The organism is Pseudomonas brassicacearum subsp. neoaurantiaca (genome assembly GCF_013608025.1).
Taxonomy (GTDB): Bacteria; Pseudomonadota; Gammaproteobacteria; order Pseudomonadales; family Pseudomonadaceae; genus Aquipseudomonas.
The window spans coordinates 45927-64608 of sequence record NZ_VDLV01000052.1 but is presented as its reverse complement, the minus strand read 5'-3'; the positions used below and the strand labels follow the sequence as shown (position 1 = coordinate 64608).

Here is an 18682-nt window from a genome sequence, read left to right as displayed (position 1 = left end):
TCGTTGTCGAAGGCTGCAATAACCATAGCAAAGCGAGCCTGAAACGAGCCTCGCTTGTATAAAAACCTAGGAGTGACCATGCGTTTCCTGCCTGGCCTGATCTGCCTGCTACCCCTGTTGAGCCCTCTGGCCCATGCGGAACTGATCGACGACGTCAACGACCGTGGCGAGTTGCGAATCGCCCTTGAGGCCAACACCGCCCCGTTCAATTTCAAGGAGGACGGCAAGCTCACCGGTTTCGAAGTGGAACTGGGCGAGATGCTCGCGGGAGAGCTCGATGTCCGGCCTGATTTCGTCGTGACCGATGCCGCGGATCTGTTATCCGGCGTGGAAAGCGGCAAGTACGACGTCGCCATCAACCACATAGCAATGACCCCGGAACTGGCGGAACGTTTCGACACCAGCGCTGCTTATGGTCAACCGGATGCGCAATTACTGGCGAGCAAGGAAGAGGCGCAACGTCCGCTGGTCCTGGCGCAGTCTTTCCAGCCGGAGGAGAAGAAGGGGCCGGCGCCGCACCTGGTGATTCCATTCCAGAAGGGCAACCCGGCGTTCAAGGCCAGCCTGGACAATGCCTTGGGGCGTATCAAGGACGACGGGCGGTTGGAGCAGCTGACGCAGAAGTGGTTGGTCAAGCCGGAATGAAATCTGTGGTCAAGCACAATCTCTGTGGCGAGGGAGCTTGCTCCCGCTCGGCGGCGCAGCCGTCGTAAAGCGGTTGACGCGGTCTGTCGGGAAAACCACATCAACCGGGTTGGGGCTGCTTCGCCCGAAGCCTCGGACCGTCCCAGCGGGAGCAAGCTCCCTCGCCACAAGAGCTCGGCGCAAACCCTTACAGAACTTCTTTCACGTCTTGCGCCAAACACTCGCCAACCAAGGCTGCTGCTCCCGCGGCAGCCCCGCTGGCCGGTAGTAATGCTCCAACTCCTCAAAACCCGCGTCCGTGAGCAGCGTGCGCCAGGCCGAGAGGTCGTGGTAGGCGCCGAAGCGCTGGCCGTTCCAGCCTTCCTGGTTTTCGCCCCGGGGGTTTGAGCTGAACAGCACACCGCCAGGCTTGAGCGTGGCGTGCAATTGCTTGAGGACGCGGGGCAGTTCCTGGACGGGAATGTGAAACAGCACGGCGTTGGCGAAGATCCCGTCGAAACGCGCCGCCGGCAGATCCAGTTGCAGGAAATCCTGTTGCCATACCTCGCAGCCGCTGTCCTGGCGGGCCATGCGCGCGAACGCTTCGCAACCGTCGAGGCCCACCGCGACATGGCCCAGACCGGTGAAGGTGCGCAAATCGCGCCCGGGGCCGCAGCCAAAATCCAGGATATGAAACGGTGCCTGTCCTTGGATGTGTCTTAGCAAGGCGTCGATGTTCTGGCTGACATCATGGTCGCGGGTGCCTTCGCGAAAACTTTCCGCCACGGCGTTGTAATGCCCCAGGGTCGTGGCGGTGATGGCGTGCAGGTCGTCGTCGGTGTGTTTCATGGTTGCGGGCTTTGGATGGGGAGTGTTCGACGACTATACCGCAAGCTCGCCCACACAAATGAAGCGCGCTTCAGCGCTTGTTCAAACCCCGCGCCAGCCGATCCCCACCCAGTTGAATCACCGCCACCAACGCCACCAGCAACACGATCACCGTGAGCATGATCTGGCTGTCGAAACGCTGGTAACCATACCGGTAGGCGATATCGCCGAGGCCGCCGGCGCCGATCGCCCCAGCCATGGCGGAGGAATTGATCATCGTTACCAGTGTGATGGTAAAGCCGCCGACGATGCCGGGCAGCGCTTCGGGCAGCAGCACATGCCAGACGATATGCCAGCGCCGGCAACCCATCGCCTGGGCTGCTTCGATCAGGCCGTGGTCGACTTCCCGCAGGCTGACTTCGGCGATCCGCGCAAAAAACGGCGTGGCGGCGATGGCCAGTGGCACCACGGCGGCCCACACGCCATAAGTAGTGCCGACGATCAGGCGGGTGAAGGGAATCAGCGCGACCATCAGGATCAGGAAAGGTATTGAACGGAACAAGTTCACGAACGCGCCCAAAGCCCTGTTCAAGGCCGGCGCCTCATAAATCTCACCCTTGCCGCTCGTGACGAGGATCACCGCCAACGGAATGCCCGCCAACAACGCGATCAATGACGACACGCCGACCATCAGGAAGGTGTCGATGAAACCCTGCAATAACCGATCAAACCACATAACCCAGCACCTCCACCTGTTGTGCCCAATTGCCCGCGCGCCGACGCAACTCCTCGGCGCTCCATGGCGAGCCGCTCACCGCCAGCAGCAATTGCCCGAGCCCATGGCCCTGAATCCGCTCGATGCCGCCATGCAGCAGGCGCACCCGCCCACCGAGGGCGCTGAACAAGGCCGCCAGGTCCGGCTCATCCTTCGTGGCACCAGTGAATTTCAGGCGCAGCACCGTGGCCGCGTCCACGGACGCCGGGTGGGGTTGCAAGCGACTTTGCAGCTCTTCGGGCAGCGCATGCTGCAACGGCGCCAAGAGCGTGCGGCTGACGTCATGCTGCGGGTTGCCGAAGACCTCCCAAACCGGCCCTTGTTCGACAATTCGCCCTTGTTCGAGCACCACCACCCGGTCGCAGACTTCGCGGATGACCGCCATCTCGTGGGTGATCAGCACGATGGTCAGGCCCAGCCGCTGGTTGATCTCGCGCAGCAAGCCGAGGATCGATTGAGTCGTCTCCGGATCGAGCGCCGAAGTGGCCTCGTCGCACAACAGGATCTGCGGGTCATGGACCAGCGCCCGGGCAATCCCGACACGTTGCTTCTGACCGCCCGAGAGCTGCGCCGGGTAGGCGTCGTGCTTACCTTCCAGGCCCACCAGTTCCAACAGTTCGCGCACTTTGTGCTGGCGTTGTTCCTTGGGCACGCCGGCCACCTTGAGCGGCAGCTCGACGTTTTGCCACACCGTCTTGGCCGACATCAGGTTGAAATGCTGGAAGATCATGCCGATGCGCCGACGCAACTCCACCAGGCGATCCTCATCGAATTCGCCAATGTCCACCTGATCGATCAGCACCCGCCCGCTGGAGGGCTGTTCGAGGCGGTTGATGGTGCGGATCAGCGACGATTTGCCCGCGCCGCTGCGGCCGATGATGCCGAATACCTCGCCGCGCTGGATCGCCAGGTCGATGCCTTGCAGCGCAGCCACCGGACCCTGCGTGCCCTGGTAGGTCTTGCCCAGGCCGATGAAGCGCACATGGGCACGATTCAGTTCCGGATGCAGCTCGGTCTGGTCGGCGGTGTAGGGCGCAGGGGCTTCGTGATGGAGTCGAGCGTTGACGGCACTCATGTTCAGCCTTCCCAGCCGGCTTGGTAGAGCTTGCCGTGGGCCTTGTCCAAGGCTGCGCGCACAGCGGGCGAATGCTGGTAGATATCGACGAACTTGATCAGTCGCGGGTCGTCCTTGCTCTTGGGCTGGATCACGAACTGGATGACGTACTCCTTGTGGTCCAGGCCGTCGAACAGCAACGCGGAAGTCGCATCGAAGGTGTTCGCCAGACGAATGTAGGCCGGATAGCCCTGCACCAGATCAGCGTCTTCGTAGGCGCGCACCAGTTGTACCGCTTCGACTTGCAGAATCTTGAGCTTCTTCGGGTTGGCCACGATGTCATCTTCGGTGGCTTTGTAGCCGACCCCTGGCTTGAGCGTGATCAGCCCGGCCTTGGCCAGCAACTGCAAGCCACGTCCGCTGTTGATCGGGTCGTTGGCAATGGCGACGCTGGCGCCTTCCGGCAACTCGGCGAAACTTTTGTACTTCTTCGAGTAGAGGCCGACGTTGTTGATGATGCCCGGGGCGAAGGGCACCAGGTCGAAACCAGCGGCGGCCTTGGCGTTTTCCAGGAAGGGGATGTGCTGGAAATAATTCACGTCGATGTCACCCGAAGCGAGGCTGACGTTGGGCGCGATCCAGTCGCTGAACTCCACCAGTTCGACTTTGAGGCCTTGTTTGTCGGCTTCTTGCACCGCTGCCTCCAAGGGAATGGCGAACGCGGCGGTGGTGCCGATTTTCAGCGGGGCGTCGGCGGCAAACAGCGCCGAGCTGAACAGGCCGAGAGCCAGGGCCAGGGTTTTGACTGGCAGAGTGAGGAAGTGCTTGGTCATGTCGGGTATCCCAGTCATCGATTATTGAGTCTGTGCTTTTGTGGCAAGGGAGCTTGCTCCCGCTGGGCTACGAAGTAGCCCCAAGCTTTTTTGGGCGGGCTTCGCCCACCAGCGGGAGCAAGCTCCCTCGCCACGGGGTCAGTGCCGGTAGGTTGAGCCGGTGTGTTGTTCGGGCAAATGAGCCCCCGTGTGAAACAGCTTTTCGCGCAGTGGACCGTTGTCGTATTCGGTCTTGTACGACCCGCGTCGCTGCAGCTCGGGAACCACCAGGTCGATGAAATCCACGTAGCTTTGCGGCGTGACGATGCGGGTCAGGTTGAAGCCATCGAGGCCGGTTTCGGCGATCCAGGATTCCAGCTCATCGGCGACCTGTTCGGGCGAGCCGACCACGGTGATGTAGCGCCCGCCCAAGGCGTGTTGCTCCAGCAATTTGCGGCGGGTCCAATCGTTGTTTTGCAGGGTCTTGGTGGCGGACTGGATGGCGTTGCTCTTCACGTACTGGATCGGTTCGTCCAGTTCGTACGCGGAAAAATCGATGCCCGTCGACGCGGAAAAATGCGCCACGCCGGCCTCGGCGCTGGCGTAGCCCAGGTACTCGGCATGCTTGGCCCAGGCGGCCACTTCGGTCTCGCCGACGATCACGTTGAGGCCCATGAAGACCTTGATGTCCTCAGGGTTGCGCCCGGCCTCGATGGCACTGGCTCGGACCTTGTCCACTTGGACCTTGGTCGCCGGTTTGTTCTGGCCGCTGATGAACACGCATTCGGCGTGACGCCCGGCAAACAGCAGACCCCGCTCCGAGCTGCCGGCCTGGAACAGCACGGGTGTGCGTTGCGGCGAGGGTTCGCAGAGGTGGTAGCCTTCGACCTGATAGAACTCGCCATGATGCCGGACCTTGTGCACCTTCTCTGGCTGGGCATAGATCCGCTGCTCGCGATCGTTGATGACCGCGTCGTTTTCCCAACTGCCTTCCCACAGCTTGTAGAGCACTTGCAGGTACTCGTCGGCCTGGTCGTAGCGGCGGTCATGTTCGACTTGCGCAGTGAGGCCCATGGCCTTGGCGGCGCTGTCCAGGTAGCCGGTGACGATGTTCCAGCCGACCCTGCCGCGACTCAGGTGATCCAGCGTGCTCATGCGCCGGGCGAACAGGTACGGTGGTTCGTAGGTCAAGTTGGCCGTGAGGCCGAAGCCGAGGTTCTTCGTCACGGCAGCCATCGCCGAGACCAGCAGCAGCGGGTCGTTGACCGGCAGTTGGATCGACTCTTTCAGCGTGACATCCACCGATTGCTGATAAACGTCATAGACCCCGACGATATCGGCAATGAACAAGCCATCGAACAAACCGCGCTCCAACAACTGGGCCAGCCCGGTCCAGTATTCGATGGTGTTGTACTGGGTCGAAGTGTCCTGTGGATGGGTCCACAGGCCATGATTGATATGCCCGATGCAGTTCATGTTGAACGCATTGAGGAGAATTTTTTTCTTGCCGGCCGCCATCAGATCGTCCCCCGCAGCGGCGGTTTTTCATCGTTGAGGTAGAAGTTGCCGACCGCGTGATATTTCCAGCGCACCGGGTCGTGCAAGGTATGCACCCGGGCGTTGCGCCAGTGACGGTCGAGGCCATGTTCGGCCAGGGTCGCCTGGCTGCCGGCCAGTTCGAACAGCGTGCTGCCAGCCGCCAGGGAGATTTCCGTGCTGATCGCCCGGGCTTCTGCCACCGCAATCGAGGCCGCTGCTACCGTTTCTGCGTTCGTGTCAGCCTGGGCGCGGTCGAGGAATTCTCCGGCGCGTTCCAGCAAGGCTTCGGCGGCGTGCAAGCGAATGCTCAGGTGACCGAAGCTCTTGAGGGTATGTGGGTCCTGGGTCGCGACGTCAGTGGTGGCGTCGATCCATGGCCGGGTTTTGTGGCGGACAAAATGCAAGGTGTCTTCATAGGCGGCGCGGGCGATGCCGGTATCGATGGCGGCGTGAAGGATCTGCGCCAGCGGGCCTACCGGGGTTGGGCGTTCGAAGGCGCTCTGGAAGGGCACGATGTCCTCGGCACCGACCTGGACATCCTCGAAGACCACCGAGCCGCTGCCCGTGGTGCGCTGGCCGAAACCGCTCCAGTCGTCGATCACCGTCAGGCCTTTGCTGTTGCGCGGGACGAACGCCAACTGCTGCACACCGTTCTCATCCACCACCGAGGTGGGGATGCGCTGGGCGTAGATCGCCCCGGTGGCGTAGAACTTGCGACCATTGATGCGATAACCATCGCCGTCGCGGCGCAGCTGGGTGATGCGGTCATGGGCCGTCCGGGTCCCGAGCTCGGCAAGGGCATTGCCGAACCGCTGGCCGGCCAGCACCTCGGCGTACAACCGCTGCTTCTGGGCTTCGCTGCCGTTGACCCGCAGCACTTCCAGCGCATAGAAATGATTTTGCGGAATCTGGCCGAGCGAGCCGTCGGCCTGGGAGATCAGCGCAACGACCTTGGCCAGCGTGACGTTGGATACGCCCGCGCCGCCATAGGCCTTGGGCACGCTGATGCCCCACAGGCCAGAGCGTGAGAACGCCTCGAGTTCCGGGTGCGGCAGGCGCCGTTCGCGGTCGCGCAGGGCACTGTCGCGCTTGAAATCTTCGGCCAGGTCGCTGGCGACAATCAGGGCTTGTTCATCGCTGGTAATCACCGCGACGTGTTGGGAAAGCGTCATGTGCTGCTCCAGAGGTCGGGTCGTCAGATCCAGGAATGCCGGGCCGGCAAGGTGCCGTTCAAGCGGTAGTCGCCGACCGCGTGGTATTTCCAACGCACCGGGTCGTGCAGGGTGTGGACCCGCGCGTTGCGCCAGTGGCGATCAAGATTGAATTCGGCGAGGGTCGCGCGGCTGCCGGCCAGTTCGAAGAGCTTTTCGCTGGCTTGCAGGGCAATCTCGGTGGTCAGCACCTTGGCTTCGGCCACGGCTATCGAGGCGCGGGCCGCGGACTGTTCGGTGATCGGCGCGGCGTTGACCTGATCGAGGACTCGCCCGGCCTTGCGCAGCAACGCCTCGGCGGCGTGCAGTTCGATCTTCAGCTTGCCGACATCGGCGATGACGTACAGGTCATCGCTGGCCCGCTCGACCTTGGCCTCGATCCAAGGACGGGCGCGTTCACGGACGAACGCGATTGCGTCATCGATGGCGCCCCGGGCGATGCCCAGGTCAATCGCCGCCTGGATCAGTTGCGAAAATGCGCCTTGCACGTTGGGCGTGTCATTGATGCGCCAGTTGTCCAACACCAGCTCGGCGTCGACCCGCACATTGTTCAGCAGCACCGTGCCGCTGGCCGTGGTGCGCTGGCCGAAGCCCGACCAGTCATCGACGATGCGCAGGCCTGGAGTACCACGTCGAATGAAGGCCAACACCTGGCGACCCTCGTCATTCAAAGCCTTGACGGCGACCCAATGGGCGAACAGCGCGCCGGTGGAATAGAACTTCTGGCCATTGATGACAAAACCGTCGCCGTCGGCCGTGATCCGCGCCTTGAGCTCCAAGGTGTTGCGGGTGCCGCGCTCCGGTCCGGCATTGCCGATGCGCCAGCCTTCGAGCAGGCTCTGCAGGAGAATCTTCTTTTGTCGTTCGGTGCCGGTGGCGAGAATCAGTTGGAGCACGCCGAACTGGTTCTGTGGAATCTGGCCGAGGGCCGGGTCTGCCGCCGAAATGATTGCGAACACTTCGGCAACGGTAACTGAGGAGACTTGCGGTCCGCCGTATTCGCGAGGAACGGCAATGCTGCCGAGCCCGCTACGAGTGAATTGCTCGATTTCCGACCAAGGCAACTTGCGCTGCTGATCGCGACGCGCGGCTTGCTGGCGCGCGACCTGGGCCAATTGATGAGCGGCCTCGATCGCTTCCGCATCGTTGCGCAGTATCTGTGCCGGCAGTAACAGCGGCGCGATGTCTTGGTCGCTCTGGACCTTTGCCTGGGCCAAATCGGACATCACAGCCGCTCCGTGGCTGCGTGCAGGGCCTTGGCGCTCTGCACTGGGGTGATTGTGTTCCGTACCATACCCACCTCACATCTCAAGAAAACACCGCGATGAATGCGGCGAGCGAAAATCCAGAATGTCCGGTGGTCCGGTTTATATACCCTAAACGTGTAGATATCGTTTTTGAACTAACCTTTAGGAATAACTATAGGTTGGATTTGTCATGCGGTGTTGCCTGTGCAGATACGACTGCATGAGAAAACGCATCAAGGCGCCCGGTGTCGCGGTTCAGCGGCCATGAGCGGGGCTTTCGGCGGATTCTTCAGATACGGATTGGCGCAGCCGATTTTCAGTGTCCGCGGCGGAGCCCAGCGGGAGTTGTTGCCCACCCGGTCGATGATGCAATAGGTCACTTCCAGGCGCAGGTCCTCGCCTGCTTCCATGATGATTTCCGGGGGCACCCAGACGTGGACCGGTTGGCCCACCTCGCAAGGCTTTATCCCCGGTAGATCCATGCGCACGTCGCCCCAGCGCACGGTAATCGCATCGTCGGCGGCCATGTTCAAGTAGGGCTCGATGGTCAGCGGCACGCCACGTTTGATCTGGTTCGGGTTCACGCCTTGGCGGCGGATGGCTTGGGGAATCCGCACCGGCGCCAGGCTCTGGTTTTCATCACCGGTCAAGGCCGAAGGCTGGCCGCCGGGGCAGTCCAGCTTGACCTGAACCTGTCGCGCGGCAGAGAGCGCCGGCCCTCGTCCGATTTGCATGACACGGTAGTGGACGCGGCAGGTCCCGTTGACGATGAAGCTCTCAGGTACCCGCAAGCGGATGCTTTCGCCAACATCCGTCTTCGTAAGCAGGCGGGAGCCGACGTAGCAGTTGTCCCAGAACAGTTCGACCAGGTCGCCTGCGTCCATGTCGGGGTAGGGCGGGACGACGACTTCCAGGTGCGCGGCGCTGGTGATATTGATGCCGCTACTGGCCAGGGTGGGTGCGGCCAATTCAGGGGTAAGCGACGTACATGTCATGGTGTTCTCCTTGATGTCTAAACGCACTACGTTCCGAAAAGCGAGAAGGCGCGAATAATGACGCGTTATCCAATTGCTTGGGTGAGTTGCATGTTGTTTTATCCAACTTTGTTGGGGGATAAATAATGCGCTTCACCTGTTTGCACCTAGATATAGGCTCAGGAGTTACAGTGTCAATAGAGGCGCTTGCGCAAAAGTTGATTATGTCAGGCTTCAGAAATGTCCTACGCGTTGCTGTTACGAATACGTGTTGCTCGGTGCGCTTTTCCTCGGCGCGCCGGGATTGAGGTTTCTATACGTTTGAGGCGGAGCTGGTCAGAAATATTGACTTGATATATTAGATAATAAGTTGCGGGCGGGGATTGTAAGTTTGTAGTGGGCGTTTCTATGTCTGGCAAGTAGTCTTACTTCCTTCCGTGGAAGTAATGCCAATGTTGCTGACTTATTGTGCGCCGTGACCGGCTGAGAGGAACTTGCTGAGAAACTGTCGAGTACGTTCTTCTTTCGGGGCCTCGAACAATGCCTTGGCTTCGCCTTGTTCGACGATCACGCCTTTATCAAAGAACACCACGCGGTTTGCCACATCCCGGGCGAAACCCATCTCATGCGTCACGATGACCATGGTGCGCTTTTCTTCGGCGAGGCCGCGAATGGTCGCCAATACTTCGCCCACCAATTCCGGGTCGAGGGCCGAGGTTGGCTCATCGAAGAGGATCACCGCGGGTTCCATTGCCAACGCCCGGGCAATTGCCACGCGCTGTTGCTGACCGCCCGACAGGCGCCTCGGATAGGCGTTTTCCTTGCCGGCCAACCCAACCTTGGCCAACAGCTTGCGACCCAACCCCTCGGCTTCCGCGCGCGGCGTCTTTTTCACCACGATCGGGCCTTCGGTGACATTCTCCAATGCCGTGCGATGAGGGAACAGGTTGAAGTTCTGGAACACGAAGCCCACCTGCTGGCGCAAGCGACGCACCAGGCCCTGCTGCTGGTTCAGCGGGCGACTGCCATCGATCTCGATGTCGCCGACCTTGATCCGGCCACTGCTGGGTTCTTCCAGGAAGTTCAGGCAGCGCAGGAATGTGGTCTTGCCCGAGCCGCTGGGGCCGATGATCGCAACCACTTCGCCTTCTTCGATCTTCAAGTCGATGCCGTTGAGCACCACCTGACCCTTGAACTGCTTTGTCAGTTTTTCCACGACAATCATGGGTCAGGACTCCTGGTCGTGCCGATTGACCCGGGCTTCCAGTACGTTCTGCAGGTGCGAAAGCACGGTGGCAAGAACCCAATAGATCAGCGCGGCGGCAAGATACATGGTGAAGATTTCGAAGGTGCGGGCGGTGATCAACTGCGCCTGGCGAAACAGCTCCGGTACCTGGATGGTCGCCGCCAGCGCGGTGTCCTTGACCAGGGAAATGAAACTGTTGCCCAACGGTGGCAGGGCGGTGCGGGCGGCTTGCGGCAGGATGGCCCGGCGCAGCGTCTGCGCACGGGTCATGCCGATACTCGCCGCCGCTTCCCATTGGCCGCGCTCGATGGAGCTGATGGCGGCTCGCAGGATTTCACACGCATAGGCCGCCATGTTCAGCGAGAAACCAATCAGCGCCGCCGGCAGCGGGTCCAGCTCGACGCCCAACTGCGGCAACCCGTAATAGATCACGAACAGCTGCACCAGCAACGGCGTGCCGCGAAAGAACGACACGTAGATGCGGGCGATCCAGTTCACCAGCTTGAAGCTCGACAGGCGCATCAGCGCCAGGCCGAACCCCAGCAACAAGCCGAAGAACATGCCGCCCAGGCTGAGGATGACCGTGTAATACGCGCCCTTGAGCAGGAAGGGCGCGGAGTCCAGCGCGAGTTGAAGAGCTGCTTCCATTATTGGGTGACGTCAGCGCTGAAGTATTTTTCCGACAGTTTTTTCAGCGTGCCGTCGGCGCGCAGTTTTTCGATGGCCTTGTTCACCGCGGCCAGCAGCTCAGGCTCGCCTTTACGCAGGGCGATACCGGATTCCTGGCGGGAGAAGGCTTCGCTGGTGACGGTGGTGTCCTTGGCTTTCTTGGCATATTCCAGGGCGGCCAGACGGTCGATCAGGATGGTATCGATACGGCCGACGCGCAGGTCCTGGAACTTGGTCGGATCGTCGTCATAGGTTTTGACTTGGGCGCCCGGTACCTCGGCCTTGACCCACTGTTCGTAGTTGGTGCCCAGGCCCACGCCGACTTTCTTGCCGTCCAGATCAGCCGCTTTCTTGATGTTCAGCTCATCGGCTTTCTTGGTCAGCACCAGCGCTTGAATACCGGAAACAGTGTACGGCTCGGAGAAGTCGTATTTCTTCTTACGCTCCTCGGAGATGGTCACTTGGTTGACCACCGCGTCCAGACGCTTGGATTCCAGGGCGGCGAGAATGCCGGCCCATGGTGTGGTCTGCAGCTTGACCTTCACACCCAGCTCCTTGGCCAGGGCTTCGGAGAACTCCACTTCGAAGCCGGTCAGTTTTCCGCTGTCATCAACGAAACTGAACGGTGGATAAGTGCCTTCCAGGCCAATCTTGATTTCACCAGCGTCCTTGATTTTTTGCAGTTGCTCACCGGCAACCGCTTGCCCCAGCAGGCCGGCGCTCAATGCCAGGCCCAGCGAACCCACCAGCAGGTTGCGACGTAATGCGGAAAAATTCATGACAAGCCCCTGTGTTTTCTTATGACGACGTTATTTGGCTGAGATAAGGCGTAGCCGCGATCCGAAAAGATTGCCACATCCTGCCTTAAAGCAGCCTGGACGTCTCGCGGCAAATGCGCTTGCGGCGAGACTATAGGGTGGGTTTTATAGATTGGAAAATAATATTAAATCAGCAATATATGCCAAATTGGAATGGAAACCTGTGGGAGCGAGCTTGCTCGCGATAGCGGTGGTTCCGGCAAAATTTATGACGCTGACAGACCGTCATCGCGAGCAAGCTCGCTCCCACATAGGATTCAGTAATTTCAGAATGCCGTGTTATAGGCAAACAAAGCCGGCGCGCCGCCGGTATGCAGGAAGATGATCGGGCCGTCATCGAAACGGTCGCGGCCGATGCCATCGAGCAAGCCGGCCATGGCCTTGCCGGTATAGACCGGATCGAGCAGGAGTCCCTCCTGGCTCGCCAGCAGCTTGACCGCTGCCAGTGTTCCGGCATTCGGCTCGCCATAGCGGGGCGCGAAATACTCATCCCACAAATTGACCTTGAAGGCCTCCGGAAGAGCCATTTCAAGCAGCTCGGCGGTACGCTCGGCCAAGCCTTGTACCTTTGGAAACTGATCCTCCTCGCTGCGCGAAACCGTTACGCCAATGACCGGAAGCGCAGGCAGGCTTTCGCTCAAGGCCAGCGCCAGGCCGCTGTGCGTGCCGGCACTGCCCGAGGCCAGTACCACGGCGGAGAAATCGAGCCCGGTGTCCTTGATCTGTTCGGCCAGCTCCAGGCCGGCGCGTACATACCCCAGCGCACCCAAGGCATTCGAACCACCAATCGGCACCAGATAGGGTTTCTTGCCGTTGCTGCGCAAACGGCCAGCGAGGGCCTGCAATTGGTCGTCGGCGTTGTCCAGGTTGTCGACCAACTCGACCTTGGCATCGAAAAGCTCCAGCAGCAGACGATTGCCATTGCCCAGATAATTGCTGTCCTCGGTACCGATAGGGTTTTCCAGCAGCGCCACGCAGCCAAGGCCCAGCTTCGCGGCCAAGGCTGCGGTCTGGCGTACATGGTTGGATTGGATTGCCCCGGCGGTAATGAGGGTATCGGCGCCCTGGGCGATGGCGTCGGCGGCCAGGTATTCGAGCTTGCGCAGCTTGTTGCCGCCCAGCGCCAGCGGCGTCAGGTCGTCGCGCTTAAAGTAAATGTCCCGGCCGAGCCACTCGGAGAGGCGGTCGAGTTTTTCCAGAGGTGTCGGGTGGCCGAGCAGGTCAAGACGATGAAAGCGAGACAGCTGTTCTTTGATCATGGGTCCGTACTGGTTGTAGGCGATGCCTGGACTATAGGCACGTGGATATTCAGGGGCAACCGACATGTTTCTGTTCGGGCGTGGATGCGGCGACACTGCCGCCGGTTTGGCTTGTGCCGGACCTGTGGGAGCGAGCTTGCTCGCGATGGCGGTGCAGCGGTCAATAGAGATATTGGAGGTCAGGCCGTCATCGCGAGCAAGCTCGCTCCCACAGGGGTATCTGCCCTTGAACACTGAACGAATGCCCGCCAGACAACGTCATACCCAGCCATGGGCTAGGGTAGGAAACGTGCCGTTTAGCCCTGCGATTAGTCCTTAGCTAGCTATTCATGTTTAACTTGAACGTTCATTCAAGTTAAACCATTGGTTTGCTGCCCGCTCACAACAGGAGGCTTGCCTTTGCCGAGTCCGTTTGCGCACGTCACGATTTCACTTTGCGAGGTACTTCGTCGATGAGTACGTCGTCCCTTCCACCCAGCGGCCTGGTCCGCATGAATCCGCCGGTGTTTTACTTCGCCGCGACCTTCATCGTGTTGTTCGGCCTGGTCGTGATTGCCATGCCCGGTCAGGCCGGTGCCTGGCTGCTGGCGGCACAGAACTGGGCGGCCAATACGGTCGGTTGGTACTACTTGCTGGCGATGACCCTGTATTTGATCTTCGTGGTGGTCACCGCGTTGTCTGGCTACGGCAAGATCAAGCTCGGTGCCGACCACGACGAGCCCGAATTCAGCTACTTGTCCTGGGCCGGCATGTTGTTCGCCGCAGGGATCAGCATCACGTTGTTTTTCTTTTGCGTCTCCGAGCCGCTGACCCACTTGGCGCAGCCGCCCCAAGGCGAAGCCGGTACCGCCGATGCGGCGCGCCAGGCCATGCAGATCCTTTTCTTGCACTGGGGCCTGCACGGCTGGGGGGTGTTTGCTTTTGTTGGCATGGCCTTGGCGTATTTCGCCTATCGGCACAATTTGCCGCTGGCCTTGCGATCGGCGTTGTATCCATTGATTGGCAAGCGCATCAACGGTCCGATCGGCTATGCCGTGGATGGCTTCGGCATTATCGCGACGGTCTTCGGTCTCGGTGCGGACATGGGTTTTGGTGTGCTGCACCTCAATTCCGGGTTGGATTACCTGTTCGGCATCGCTCACACCCAGTGGATCCAGGTCGGCCTGATCGTGCTGATGATGGGTGCGGCGATCATCGTCGCCGTGGCCGGCGTCGACAAGGGCGTGCGGGTGATGTCCGACATCAACATGCTGCTGGCCTGCGCGTTGCTGTTGTTCGTGCTGTTTGCCGGGCCGACCCAGCACTTGCTCAACACGCTGATCCAGAACGTCGGCGACTACCTCGGCGCCCTGCCGATGAAAAGTTTCGACCTGTACGCCTACGACAAACCGAGCGATTGGCTGGGCGGTTGGACGGTGTTCTATTGGGCTTGGTGGATTGCGTGGTCGCCGTTCGTGGGGCTGTTCATCGCGCGTATTTCCCGTGGTCGGACGATTCGCGAATTCGTCTTCGGCGTGCTGTTGATCCCCCTCGGTTTCACCCTGGCGTGGATGTCGATCTTTGGTAACAGCGCCCTCGACCAAGTGTTGAACCATGGCATGAGCGCCTTGGGAATGTCGGCGGTGGACAATCCGTCGATGAGCCTTTACCTGCTGCTGGAAACCTACCCGTGGAGCAAGACCGTCATCGCTGTCACGGTGTTTATCAGCTTTGTGTTTTTCGTCACCTCCGCCGACTCCGGCACCGTTGTGCTGTCCACGCTTTCGGCCAGGGGCGGCAATCCGGATGAAGACGGACCGAAATGGCTGCGGGTTTTCTGGGGCGCAATGACCGCGCTGGTGACCAGCGCCTTGCTGTTTTCCGGCAGCATCGATGCGCTCAAGTCCGCGGTGGTGCTGACTTCCTTGCCCTTTTCACTGATTCTCTTGCTGATGATGTGGGGCCTGCACAAGGCGTTCTACCTCGAATCCCAGAAGCAGATCGCGCAATTGCATTCATTGGCACCCGTCTCAGCTTCGCGACGGGGCACTGGCGGCTGGCGCCAACGCCTGAGCCAGGCCGTGCATTTTCCCTCTCGCGACGAGGTGTACCGCTTCCTCGATACCACGGTGCGGCCGGCCATCGAAGATGTGAAAGCGGTGTTCATCGAGAAGGGGCTGACCGTGCTGACCCAACCCGACCCGGCGGCCGACAGCGTCAGCCTGGAAATCGGCCATGGCGAGCAGCATCCGTTCATCTACCAAGTGCAGATGCGCGGCTACTTCACGCCGTCCTTCGCCCGAGGTGGCATGGGCTCCAAGCAAATCAACAATCGGCGTTACTACCGTGCCGAAGTGCACCTGAGCGAAGGCAGCCAGGATTACGACCTGGTGGGCTACTCCAAGGAGCAGGTCATCAACGACATTCTCGACCAGTACGAGCGGCACATGCAGTTCTTGCATCTGGTGCGTTGATCGAGCGAAGCCTCAAACCAGCCCACCGTTGGCCCGCAGGATCTGCCCATTCACCCAACCGGCAGCCGGGCTGACCAGGAAAGACACGATGCTGGCAATGTCTTCCGGCTGGCCGAGGCGCTCCAAGGGCGGCATCTTCGCGTAGTGCTGGACCTGCTCTTCGCTTTTGCCGTGCATGAACAGCTCGGTGGCGACCGGCCCCGGCGCGACGGCATTGACCGTGATCTGGCGACCGCGCAGTTCCTTGGCGAATACCTGGGTCAGCGATTCCACAGCGGCCTTGCTGGCGATGTACACCGAATAGCCAGGCAGGTTCAGGGCCACGGTGCTGCTGGAGAAATTGACAATGCGGCCGCCGTCGTTCAGCCGAGTCGCGGCTTCGCGCAAGGTGTTGAAGGTGCCGCGGGTATTGATGGCGAACGTACGGTCGAACAATTCGTCGCTGTGCTGCGCCAAGGGCATGACCTGAAGAATGCCGGCGTTGTTGATCAGCACATCGACCTTGCCCAGTTGCGCTTCGACTTCATCGAACATTCGGCTGACATCGGCGGCCACCGACACGTCGGCCTTCACCGCTATGGCCTGGTGCCCGGCCTGGCGCAACTGCACGACCAGCTTGGAAGCTTCGGTGGCGCTGCTGGCGAAGTTGATGGCGACGGCAAAGCCGTCGCTGGCCAGTTGCTTGGCAATCTCGGCGCCGATGCCACGGGAGGCGCCGGTCACGATGGCAACTTTGGCGTTTTGGACAGTCATGGCAAGAATCCCCTTGAGGTGTGGTGATGGGTTGGAAGCAGGTTCACATGTTTACTCGCGCCGATAAATGCCGGAAAGTTGGCTTGACTGTTCAATAATCTTCAACAATCAGAGCGCAGGATTTCGATGGATCAGGTCAAGGCCATGCGGGTGTTTGTCCGCATCTACGAGCGCAGCAGTTTCACCCTGGCGGCTGAAGACTTGAACATGCCACGGGCCACGCTGACCCATACGCTCAATCAGTTCGAGGCCTGGCTGGGTGTGCGTTTGCTCGAGCGCAGCACGCGCAAGGTACGCCCGACACTCGATGGCGAAGCCTATTACCCACGCTGCGTGCAGTTGCTGGCCGAGCTGGAAGAAGCCGAACTGGCGTTTCGCGGCGTGGCACCCAAAGGCAAGCTCAGGGTGGACCTGCACGGCACCCAGGCGCGGTATTTCGTGATCCCTGCGTTGCCGCAATTCATGGCCCGCTATCCCGAGATAGAACTGTTCATCACCGAGGCGGATCGTTTCGTCGACCTGATTGCCGAAGGCGTCGATTGCGTCGTGCGCTCCGGCACGCTGGCGGACTCATCATTGATTGGCCGGCGTGTCGCCAACCTTCGGCAGGTCACCTGCGCCAGCCCCGGTTACTTGCGCCAATACGGTGAACCGAAAAGCCTCGACGACTTGAAGCATCACAAGGCAGTGAATTACGTCTCCCGCACGACCGCCAAGCTGTATCCGTTCGAATTCATGGTCGACGGCGATCTCAAGGAGGTATCGATCGGGGGCACGTTGTCGGTGTCTGGCGCGGAAATCTACGCCGCTTCGGCCATTGCCGGCATGGGCCTGATCCAGTGCCCGCATTACCGGATGGAGGAGCCGATCCGGCAGGGCCTGATCCAGGAAGTCCACGCCGCGACGCCGCCACCTTCCATGCCGGTGTCGGTGCTTTATCCGCACAACCGACACATGTCGCCACGGGTAAGGGTGTTCGTCGATTGGGTCGCGGAGGTGTTTGCGCAGGCGCGTTAAGGTTTGGCTACCAAGGACCTTGTGGGAGCGAGCTTGCTCGCGATGAGGCCATTGCAGTCGATAGTTTTTTTGGCTGATCCACCGTTATCGTCGGATCGCCGCCCGGAGCAGGCTCGCTCCCACAGGGATCTGCGAACTTTCGGCCTGACCGATGCGTCTGTGAAATGTTAGCTTTTGCCATTCGTCGTTCGCACAGAGAGCCTTTTCGATGACCTACACCGCTGCGCAAAACCGCTACGAGTCCATTCCCTACCGCCGCGTCGGTCGCAGCGGACTGGTGCTGCCGGCCCTGTCACTCGGCTTGTGGCACAACTTCGGCGACAGTACGCCGATCGATACCCAGCGAGCCTTGCTGCGCACGGCGTTCGACCTGGGCATCAATCACTTCGACCTCGCCAACAACTACGGCCCGCCCTATGGCAGCGCCGAAGTCAATTTCGGTCGGCTGTTGCGTGAAGACTTCAAGCAGTACCGCGATGAACTGATCATCTCCAGCAAGGCTGGTTGGGACATGTGGCCTGGCCCTTATGGACAGGGCGGCGGTTCGCGCAAATACGTGCTCGCCAGTCTCGATCAGAGTCTGCAGCGCCTGGGGTTGGACTACGTGGACATTTTCTATTCCCACCGTTTCGACCCCGACACACCGCTGGAGGAAACGGCTAGCGCGCTGGCAACCGCCGTGCAGCAAGGCAAGGCTTTGTACATTGGCATTTCTTCGTACTCGGGCGTGAAGACCCGGGAAATGGCCGCGCTGCTCAAGGAATGGAAAGTCCCGCTGCTGATCCACCAGCCGGCCTACAACCTGCTCAATCGCTGGGTGGAAAAAGACTTGCTGGACGCCACCGAGGAACTCGGCACGGGCGTCATTGCTTTCACGCCGCTGGCCCAGGGCCTGCTGACCGACAAATACCTCAAGGGCATTCCGGCCGATGCGCGGGTGAATCGCCCGGGAGGTGGCTCGTTGCAAGCTTCGCATCTGTCCGAGGAAAACATTGCTCACGTCCGTGCGCTCAATGAAATCGCCCAGCGTCGCGGCCAGAGCCTGGCTCAAATGGCCCTGGCCTGGACGTTGCGCGATCCACGGGTCACCTCCGCCCTGATCGGTGCCAGCCGGCCGGAGCAGATCGTCGAGAACGTCGGGGCCCTGCGCAATCTCGATTTCAGCGCCGAAGAACTGGCCGAGATCGACCGCTTTGCCCAAGAGGGCGGGATCAATCTGTGGGAGAAGCCTTCGACGGCGGAGTGACAGCTCTGCAAGGACGGCAAACACATAACTCTGTGGCGAGGGAGCTTGCTCCCGTTCGGTTGCGCAGCAGCCGCAAAATGGGACTGCTGCGCAGTCGAGCGGGAGCAAGCTCCCTCGCCACGGGGATATGCGTTACCCCGGAAAACCATTCGGGCAA

At 60.7% G+C, this 18682-nt stretch carries 17 protein-coding genes; 4 read left to right on the top strand and 13 right to left on the bottom strand.

The features are described 5' to 3' along the window. Positions 1-78: 78 nt before the first annotated feature. Positions 79-645, top strand: a complete 567-nt coding sequence (locus FHK92_RS23710; RefSeq protein WP_181290258.1) for a transporter substrate-binding domain-containing protein — start codon at positions 79-81, stop codon at positions 643-645. A 201-nt stretch (positions 646-846) separates the two neighbouring features. On the opposite strand, the gene FHK92_RS23705 is transcribed toward FHK92_RS23710, so the two are convergent. From FHK92_RS23705 to FHK92_RS23650, 12 genes are all read right to left on the bottom strand, one after another. After that, a complete protein-coding gene (locus FHK92_RS23705; protein WP_181290257.1) occupies positions 847-1473 on the bottom strand; it encodes a class I SAM-dependent methyltransferase in 627 nt (208 codons plus the stop codon). A 70-nt stretch (positions 1474-1543) separates the two neighbouring features. Next, positions 1544-2188, bottom strand: coding sequence for a methionine ABC transporter permease (locus tag FHK92_RS23700; protein WP_181290256.1), 645 nt, complete (start codon positions 2186-2188; stop codon positions 1544-1546). Beyond that, positions 2178-3302, bottom strand: coding sequence for a methionine ABC transporter ATP-binding protein (locus tag FHK92_RS23695; protein WP_181290255.1), 1125 nt, complete (start codon positions 3300-3302; stop codon positions 2178-2180). Before FHK92_RS23695 ends, FHK92_RS23700 begins: the two co-directional genes overlap by 11 nt. Positions 3303-3304: 2 nt before the next feature. Then, positions 3305-4114 (bottom strand): MetQ/NlpA family ABC transporter substrate-binding protein, encoded by an 810-nt coding sequence (locus FHK92_RS23690; RefSeq protein ID WP_181290254.1) that lies wholly within the window; start codon positions 4112-4114, stop codon positions 3305-3307. A 138-nt stretch (positions 4115-4252) separates the two neighbouring features. Beyond that, on the bottom strand, positions 4253-5611 hold the full coding sequence (locus tag FHK92_RS23685; protein ID WP_181290253.1) for an LLM class flavin-dependent oxidoreductase: 1359 nt from the start codon (positions 5609-5611) through the stop codon (positions 4253-4255). Further along, complete coding sequence (locus FHK92_RS23680; protein ID WP_181290252.1) at positions 5611-6804, bottom strand: SfnB family sulfur acquisition oxidoreductase; 1194 nt, start codon at positions 6802-6804, stop codon at positions 5611-5613. The genes FHK92_RS23685 and FHK92_RS23680 overlap by 1 nt, the downstream gene beginning before the upstream one ends. Before the next feature lie 23 nt (positions 6805-6827). Beyond that, positions 6828-8069 (bottom strand): SfnB family sulfur acquisition oxidoreductase, encoded by a 1242-nt coding sequence (locus FHK92_RS23675; protein ID WP_181290251.1) that lies wholly within the window; start codon positions 8067-8069, stop codon positions 6828-6830. A 254-nt stretch (positions 8070-8323) separates the two neighbouring features. Continuing rightward, on the bottom strand, positions 8324-9085 hold the full coding sequence (locus FHK92_RS23670) for a hypothetical protein (protein WP_181290250.1): 762 nt from the start codon (positions 9083-9085) through the stop codon (positions 8324-8326). A gap of 442 nt (positions 9086-9527) precedes the next feature. Further along, entirely contained in the window at positions 9528-10289 is a 762-nt protein-coding gene (gene tcyN / locus FHK92_RS23665) for an L-cystine ABC transporter ATP-binding protein TcyN (RefSeq protein ID WP_181290249.1), read from the bottom strand. 3 nt (positions 10290-10292) lie between these two features. After that, positions 10293-10958: a cystine ABC transporter permease gene (tcyL, locus tag FHK92_RS23660; protein WP_181290248.1), complete on the bottom strand. Its 666-nt coding sequence runs from the start codon at positions 10956-10958 to the stop codon at positions 10293-10295. Next, on the bottom strand, positions 10958-11758 hold the full coding sequence (gene tcyJ / locus FHK92_RS23655; protein WP_003196665.1) for a cystine ABC transporter substrate-binding protein: 801 nt from the start codon (positions 11756-11758) through the stop codon (positions 10958-10960). The genes tcyL and tcyJ overlap by 1 nt, the downstream gene beginning before the upstream one ends. 305 nt (positions 11759-12063) lie before the next feature. Continuing rightward, positions 12064-13056, bottom strand: coding sequence for a D-cysteine desulfhydrase (locus FHK92_RS23650; RefSeq protein ID WP_181290303.1), 993 nt, complete (start codon positions 13054-13056; stop codon positions 12064-12066). A 491-nt stretch (positions 13057-13547) separates the two neighbouring features. On the opposite strand from FHK92_RS23650, the gene betT reads away from it, so the two are divergent. Beyond that, positions 13548-15509, top strand: a complete 1962-nt coding sequence (gene betT, locus FHK92_RS23645; protein WP_181290302.1) for a choline transporter BetT — start codon at positions 13548-13550, stop codon at positions 15507-15509. A 12-nt stretch (positions 15510-15521) separates the two neighbouring features. Here the strand turns inward: betT and FHK92_RS23640 are convergent, their stop codons facing one another. Further along, positions 15522-16262, bottom strand: coding sequence for an SDR family oxidoreductase (locus FHK92_RS23640; protein WP_181290247.1), 741 nt, complete (start codon positions 16260-16262; stop codon positions 15522-15524). A gap of 126 nt (positions 16263-16388) precedes the next feature. On the opposite strand from FHK92_RS23640, the gene FHK92_RS23635 reads away from it, so the two are divergent. Both FHK92_RS23635 and mgrA read left to right on the top strand, forming a co-directional pair. Next, entirely contained in the window at positions 16389-17279 is an 891-nt protein-coding gene (locus FHK92_RS23635) for a LysR family transcriptional regulator (RefSeq protein ID WP_181290246.1), read from the top strand. A gap of 208 nt (positions 17280-17487) precedes the next feature. Further along, positions 17488-18525 carry an L-glyceraldehyde 3-phosphate reductase gene (gene mgrA, locus FHK92_RS23630; protein WP_181290245.1) on the top strand — a complete coding sequence of 346 codons (1038 nt, stop codon included), beginning with the start codon at positions 17488-17490 and terminating at the stop codon, positions 18523-18525. The last annotated feature ends 157 nt before the right edge of the window (positions 18526-18682 follow it).